Here is a 6,250-nt window from a genome sequence, read left to right as displayed (position 1 = left end):
AACCGTATCGGGCAACAAAAAAGCCTGCATAAAAAACGTGGAAATTTTAGATGCCGCAGGCAAAAAGATACAAAATTTAGAAGTCGGCAAAAAAATCAAGCTAAAAGTAACGGTGCAAGCAAACGAAAATTTGCCGTCGCTAGTGCTAGGCTATCAGATCAAAAATCGCTTCTCGCAGGTCGTCTACGGCACAAACACTTACCACCTAAAGCAAGCTTTAAAAAATCTCAAAAAAGGCGAGGAGTACGACTTTAGTTTTGAATTTGACGCAAATTTGGGCGTCGGGTCGTTTTCTGTAACGATAGCGCTACACGATAGCGACAACCACCTGCAAAACAACTACGAATGGCGCGACAACGCAATCATTTTTAACGTCGTAAATTTTAGCAAGCCCGATTTCGTCGGTCTTGCGTATCTTGAACCGAGTTTAGAAGTAAAGAGAATAAATGGATAAATTTTATAAAAGTTTCGAGGATAAATTTAGGGGAGATAAGAGCGAGATCAAAAAACGCCTGCTTGCTTATGAGCCGTTTTTGCAAATCTTAAAACAAAACGATGAAAAGCCGGCGGCAGTCGATCTAGGCTGCGGCAGAGGCGAGTGGCTTGAAATTCTAAAACAAAACGGCTTTATCGCGCGCGGTTGCGACGTGAGCGAGGAGATGCTAAAAGAGTGCGAAAAAAACGCGCTTGAAGCCAAAAAACAAGGAGCGATAGAGTTTTTAAGCGAGCTAGAAGACTCAAGCCTTGCGCTTGTTAGCGCATTTCAGCTTGTGGAGCACTTGGAGTTTAGCGAACTTTGCGAGCTAATAAAACAAGCGCGCCGAGTTCTCAAAGACGGCGGCATCTTGATACTTGAAACGCCTAACCCAGAAAATTTACGCGTCGCTACGCTAACTTTCTATCTAGACGTTACGCACGTTAAGCCTATCCCGCCGATGTTGCTTGAGTATCTGTGCGAATTTGAAGGCTTTAGCGATACGTTTATGATGAGGCTGAACTCAAATTTGAGCTTTAGCGAGGATTTAGAGAACCAAAACGTTACGCTAAGAGACGTTTTGAGCAGTGTCGGGCTTGATTATGCGGTTTTGGGGCTTAAAGGCGGCGACGAAAAAACGCGCGAAGCGTTTTTAAATGCGGCCAAAAGCGGCTTTAGCTTTGAAGAGCTAGCCGATAGGTTCGACGTAGCGGCGTTTGAAAACAAAACTCAGATGCTCGAGCTAAAAAACGACGTTTGGAAGGAGTCTTTGGAGACAAAAGAGGCTCTTTGGAAAAGCTCGCTTGAGCTGATGGAAAGCAAAAATCAAATCGCAAATTTGCAAAATGAAAATGCGCGCCTACACGAGGATTTAGAAAATCTACTGGGCAAATATCTCGCGCTAAATCATAAAGTCTACGTCCTAGAAAACGAAGCTCCCGTTATCAAAAACGATATCGAGCATCTTAAAATTTTCGTCGCCAAATTTAAAAGGGTCGCAAAGCCGCTTATTTGGGTATATAAGTTTTTGAGATTTTGCAAAAATTTAGCTAAAGATAATCTCAAAAAAGCGCTCAAATTCGGTATAAATTTAACCGAAAAGACGGCAAATAACAACCCTAAATTTAAAAAGAATCTCAAGATATTTTTAAATAAATTCCCGGCTCTTAGGGCAAAAATTTTTAGCCTCAAAGGCCAAATAAGGGACGATATCTACGTCTCGCAAGAGGGCGTTTTCGAGCCGAACGTTTTTGAACTAAAGCACTCAAAAGAGTACGAGCAAAATTTGGAGCTAAAAAATCTCAAATTTAAAGAAAACTTTAGCGAGCTAACGGTAATCGGCAACATCAGCGGACACTACAGTCTAGCCGCAATAAATAGAAACATCATATTTAGGCTACTAAACAAAGTAAAAAACGTCTTTGTTATCTGCTATCACGCAAACTATTTCGATAAAATCGAAGACATCGCGATAACCAAAGACGAGTACGAAACGCTAAGAAGCATAGTGCCGGATAAAAACACACCCGCAATCAGAAGCGACGACAAGGTCGCGATCTACCACCACTACCCGCTAATCGAAGACGTGCGCGAAGGCTACGGCTTTGAGATCGCGGTATTTTTCTGGGAGGAGTCGCGTATCCCGCCTAGGACGATCGAAATTTTAAACTCCAAGTATAAAGGCATTTTAGTTTCGACCTTTTTCATCAAAAAAATTCTCATCGACAATGGCTGCTATACACCCGTAAAAGTGGTCGATATACCGCTAAAAACGCCGCCTGCGCCAAGCGTTTCGCAAGAAAACAGCAACCAAAAGCGCGAGATAAAGCTCTTTCACATCTCGTCGTGCCTACCTAGAAAGGGTGCCGACGTGCTGCTGCGAGCCTTTAACGAAGCTTGCAAAAAAGCTAAATTCGAGCTAAGCCTAACGATAAAAAGCTTCCCTAATCCGCACAACAGCGTAACCGAACAAATCGAGCTTTTAGTCGATAAAAAGTACCGCGATAAAATCCGCGTGATACTAAACGAAGATCTAACCGCGCTCGACGTGGCAAATCTATACGAGCAGTGCGATATCGTCGTGCTACCGACGCGCGGCGAGGGGCTAAATATGCCGGCAATCGAAGGCGTACACTACAAAAAGCCGGTTATCTCCACCGACTATAGCGGCCAGTGCGAGTTTTTGGATGGCAGCTGCGAGTTTATCGGATACAAATTTGCGCCGGCCGTTACGCATTTTAATCTAAATTATTCGTTTTGGGCGGAGCCTAGCGTCAAGGATCTAAGCGAAAAGATCCTCAAAGTAGCCGAGCAAATTTTACAAAACCGTGCGCCAAACATAGAACCGCTAAAACAGAAAGTCGATGAAATGATGTTCGGCGAGAAAAATGCGCTAAATTTTATCTCGAGCATCTCGCATCTAAAATCCTTTAAAAATGAGCCAAGCGAGCTAAAAATAGCCTACTTTTCGACATATAACGCCGTTTGCGGTATAGCCGAATACTCAAAATACCTAACGGACGAGCTTGCGCGGGCGGGCGCAGATTTGCAAATTTACACTTGGAGCGAGCAAAAGCGCACCGATGGGTCAAATTTAACCCAAGAAAACGACAATATAAAAGTCTATGAAATAGAGCGCGAAAAACTACTATCGGGGCTTGAGACGGATGCGAATATCATCTGGCTACAACACCATTTTACATTTTTCGAGATAGATGAAAAGCTAAAATCAGACGTCCTCGCTCTAAAATCTCAGGGGAAAATTTGCTTTATCACGCTTCACAGCACGAAGCAAATCCTAAACTATCCACGCCAAACTCAACAAAACTGGCACGACACGCTTTACGAATTCGACCGAGTATTCGTCCATAGTATCGACGATCTAAATACGCTTAGGCTGCTTGGACTTATCGATAATGTCACGCTAGTGCCGCACGGAACGCAAAATTTAGCGCCCGAGCAAAACAAACGCAAGGAAATGGACGGCAAATTTAGGATAGGATTTTTCGGACTGCTATTTGCGCATAAAAACCTACCTGTGCTACTAGAAGCTTTTGCGAAATTCAGTCAAAATATAGACGCAAAACTAGTCATAATCAGTCCGGTCGCAAGCGCGGACGGCGAGGCGGAACTGCAAAGATGCCGCAAGATTTGCGAAAAGCTAAATTTGAGCGAAAAAATAGAGTGGCATACGAGTTTTTTACCGATAGAAACTGTAAACGAAAAACTAAGTTGTTGCGATGCGATCGTATTGCCGTACGGACAGACCGACGAGGGTAGTAGCGCAGCAGCCAGAGTCTCTCTAAGTCTTTGTAAAAACGTTATAGTTACGCCGTCAAGAATCTTTAGCGAGATGCAAAATATCACGATAGCGGCGGACGGTTTTAGCGACGAGGATATCCTAGAACAACTCGAAAAAGTAAAAAATAATGAAATAGATGGTAAAATTTATGATAAGCGCATAAAATGGCTAGAAGAAAACAGCTGGCAAAATATCGCCGGTCTTTATTTAAGAATCTTTAAAGCCATAAATACTGATCATAATTTTATGCGACATTTAAAAAACGGAGAAGAATAATGAAAAAAGCTATAATCACGGGCGTCGGAGGCCAAGACGGCGCGTATCTGGCTAGATATCTGATCGATCTGGGATATGAGATCTATGGCGGTTACAGACGAGCGGTGAGCCCGAATTTTTGGAGATTAAACGAGCTAGATCTTTTAAACGAGCCGAATTTTCATCTAGTCGAGTTTGAGCTAACCGACCCGTTTAATATCCTAAGCGTCGTCAATAAAATAAGACCCGAGGAAATCTACAACCTAGCCGCCCAAAGTTTTGTAGGCGTTAGTTTTAAAGAGCCTTTTCACACTGCAAACGCTACGGGTATCGGCACGCTAAATATACTAGAAGCAATCAAAACGGTAGATAAAAGTATCAAATTTTACCAAGCTAGCACATCAGAGATGTTCGGCAAAGTCCAAGCCGTCCCGCAAAGCGAAACGACGCCGTTTTATCCGCGTTCACCTTACGGAGTGGCAAAGCTTTATGCACACTTTATCACAGTAAACTATCAAGAAAGCTACGATATTTTCGCCTCAAGCGGCATTTTATTTAACCACGAAAGTCCGCTAAGAGGACTTGAGTTCGTCACGAGAAAAATCACGAATACGGCCGCAAAAATCGCTCTGAAAAAGGCTAAAACTTTAGAACTAGGCAACCTAGACGCAAAGCGCGACTGGGGCTACGCCAAAGAATACGTCGAAGGCATGCACGCGATGCTACAAGCCCCAACTCCGGACACCTTCGTGCTCGCTACCGGCGTAACGACCACTGTCAGGGATTTTGTGAAGCTTAGCTTTGAAGCGCTAGATATCGGAATAAAATTCGAGGGCGAAGGCATAAACGAAGTCGGGCTAAACGATAAGGGCGACGTGATCGTAAAGATAAATCCGGCATTTTTTAGACCCGCGGAGGTCGATCTGTTAATAGGCGACGCCTCAAAAGCCAAGCAAAAGCTCGGTTGGAGCGCAAAGACTGATCTAAAGGGACTTTGCGATATGATGATAAAAGCCGATCTAAGACGCATCGAGGCGGGATTTGAGTTCTAAGCGAGTTTTTATCACGGGGATTGAGGGCTTTACGGGTCGCTATCTGGAGCGATACCTTTGTGCGCTCGGTTACGAGGTCTCAGGCGGCGCCCTGAGCCCTAGCGCGCCTAATCATACGCGCCTTGATCTGCTTGATAAAGACAGCATAAAAGCTGCTTTTAGCGTCAAATTTGACTACATCATCCACCTGGCAGCGGTGTCTTTTGCTATGGCCGATCCCGCCGAGATAAAAAACGCAAACGAAATCGGTACGCTAAATTTGCTAGAGGCTCTAGGTTCCGTTAAATTTGAAAAGGCGATCTTTGCAAGCTCGGCTAGCGTCTACGGCGGAGGAGATATGCCCATGTGCGAAAACTCTCCGCTAAATCCGCAAAGCATATATGCCGAAAGTAAAATTTTTATGGAGGAGCAGATAGCTAAAAGCGGACTGCCTTTTATCATCGCGCGCCCATTTAACTACACAGGTACTGGACAAAGCGAAAATTTCCTCATACCAAAAATAGTACGACATTTTAAAGATAGAGCTCATACAATAAAACTTGGAAATTTGACGCCAAAGCGCGAATATAACGACATAAACGACGTCGTGAGAATATACGAGCAACTACTAAAACTCGAAGCTAACGATGAAATTTTTAACATTGGCTCTGGTAAGGCTTATAGTATTGAGCAAATTTTACAAATTTTACGCTGCCTAAGCGGACACGATATAGCTGTGCAAAGCGATCCCCGATTTGTCAGAGCAAACGATCCCGCCCTACTCGTCTGCGATACGGCAAAGCTGCTAAGCTACGGCATAGTTCCTTGCAGCGGCGATATAGAGGCGCTACTACGCCTAATGCTAGCTAGCGACTAGATGGGTTTTACGAATTTACGCACCTTGCGTAGCCGTACTTTGCGGCGCTAAACGCGAGCAAACGGGCAAATTTCGGCTTTGGCAAATTTATGAAATATATGCCCGCCGACATCTAGCAACCGTCTCAAATCGCTTAAATTTATGCTCTTTGCGCCCGTAAAATCCTTATGTTTTAAATTTGAAGAATTCGTAAATTTAAACTTTTTATCAAAATTTGCTTCAAACACGGCAAAAGCGCCTTGTCTAGTCCCGTTATTTGCCCTTATCTAACGTTTAAGCGCAAACGGTGCGCCCAAAGAAAAAACTAAGGC

The 6,250-nt window shown here is 43.9% G+C and carries 5 protein-coding genes; 4 read left to right on the top strand and 1 reads right to left on the bottom strand.

The features are described 5' to 3' along the window. The 4 genes from Q0314_RS04980 to Q0314_RS04965 form a co-directional block, all read left to right on the top strand. The coding region (locus tag Q0314_RS04980; RefSeq protein WP_298057196.1) for a Wzt carbohydrate-binding domain-containing protein at positions 1-454 on the top strand (454 nt) is incomplete at its 5' end. Then, complete coding sequence (locus Q0314_RS04975; protein WP_298057194.1) at positions 447-4,052, top strand: glycosyltransferase; 3,606 nt, start codon at positions 447-449, stop codon at positions 4,050-4,052. The genes Q0314_RS04980 and Q0314_RS04975, both read left to right, overlap by 8 nt. Then, positions 4,052-5,083, top strand: a complete 1,032-nt coding sequence (gene gmd, locus Q0314_RS04970) for a GDP-mannose 4,6-dehydratase (protein WP_298057192.1) — start codon at positions 4,052-4,054, stop codon at positions 5,081-5,083. Before Q0314_RS04975 ends, gmd begins: the two co-directional genes overlap by 1 nt. Further along, positions 5,073-5,939: an NAD-dependent epimerase/dehydratase family protein gene (locus Q0314_RS04965; RefSeq protein ID WP_298057189.1), complete on the top strand. Its 867-nt coding sequence runs from the start codon at positions 5,073-5,075 to the stop codon at positions 5,937-5,939. Before gmd ends, Q0314_RS04965 begins: the two co-directional genes overlap by 11 nt. Before the next feature lie 47 nt (positions 5,940-5,986). On the opposite strand, the gene Q0314_RS04960 is transcribed toward Q0314_RS04965, so the two are convergent. Further along, complete coding sequence (locus tag Q0314_RS04960) at positions 5,987-6,166, bottom strand: hypothetical protein (protein ID WP_298057186.1); 180 nt, start codon at positions 6,164-6,166, stop codon at positions 5,987-5,989. Positions 6,167-6,250: the final 84 nt, after the last annotated feature.

The sequence above is a fragment of the uncultured Campylobacter sp. genome, from assembly GCF_938040115.1.
In the GTDB taxonomy this organism is placed as follows: domain Bacteria; phylum Campylobacterota; class Campylobacteria; order Campylobacterales; family Campylobacteraceae; genus Campylobacter_A.
Note: the sequence above shows the minus strand (reverse complement) of the source record. Positions and strands in the feature narration are given on the sequence as shown.

What these genes read in the sequence shown, in the direction of transcription:
- Q0314_RS04975 (WP_298057194.1), top strand. Translation starts at nt 447, where the DNA reads ATGGATAAATTTTATAAAAGTTTCGAGGATAAATTTAGGGGAGATAAG.
- gmd (WP_298057192.1), top strand. Translation starts at nt 4,052, where the DNA reads ATGAAAAAAGCTATAATCACGGGCGTCGGAGGCCAAGACGGCGCGTAT.